The organism is Vibrio thalassae, from assembly GCF_900089835.1.
Classification (GTDB): Bacteria; Pseudomonadota; Gammaproteobacteria; order Enterobacterales; family Vibrionaceae; genus Vibrio; species Vibrio thalassae.
In genome coordinates, this window is the sequence record NZ_OANU01000081.1 from 1 (window position 1) to 868 (window position 868).

The 868-nt window shown below is 49.5% G+C and carries 1 protein-coding gene; it reads right to left on the reverse strand.

Annotation, left to right across the window (positions count from 1 at the left end; genetic code table 11):
• Positions 1 to 868 (reverse strand): hypothetical protein (locus VTH8203_RS17955; RefSeq protein WP_208617773.1); only part of this gene is annotated, 868 nt, incomplete at both ends.

An 868-nucleotide genomic window follows, 5' to 3' on the forward strand; every position in this document is an offset into this window, starting at 1 on the left:
TATTGCTGTTCAATGCCTGAGCCGGTGGCGTTCATCGCCGCTGGCGCAATCGCAAACACATCATCGGCATTAGCAGAATCTAAGAAAGTACTGGCAATCAGTGCATTGGCGCTGTTAATGCCTGTTACGCTCAGATCCGTTGCCGCGACTTTTGCCGCAATATCCGTCAATGGTGACACGGTCACGCTATCTCGGCGCGCAATCTCTGGCAACACTGTGGTGAGCGTGCCGTTATTGAGTGAAATACCCGTTGCTTCATCAATGTAGACACCGCCAGTAATTTCCATCATCACCGGAAGCGCAGTCGGCACAATCGCCATGCTGAAGGCACCGTTGGCATCGGTAGTGCCTTCTGTATGAGTAATATCGGCACCTTTCACGCCTGATTCAATCGCAAACACACGCACTGTTGCGCCGCTGATGTTGTTCGCCACCACTTGCCCTGTCACTGCCCATTGTGGATCGAGCGCAAAGGCATCAGCGTCATCGATCAGGGTTTGTAATTTGACAAGATCGCTGACGTCTGACGCCTCGCTTTCTACAATGAAATCTTGGTAGAAAGACAGGTTATTCGTGTCAACGCTCAAGCCTGCAATCCCTTGTAGCATGGCGATGGTCAAGGCATCAGCATTATCACTTGCGGCATATTGGCTGATCGTGTCAATTTGAGATTGACTGGCGTTGGCACTGGTGATCAAGGTTTGCAATTTAGCACTGGTGTCGACATTGCTGCCAACCTCTGCGGCAATCAAGGTCTGGTAATAAATGTGGTTATTCGCATTTAGTCCAGTTAATCCTATTACCTTGTCTAAATCCGTAAAGCTTAAACCCGTGGCATAACTGTTGTCGGCATAAGCCATAATTTGCG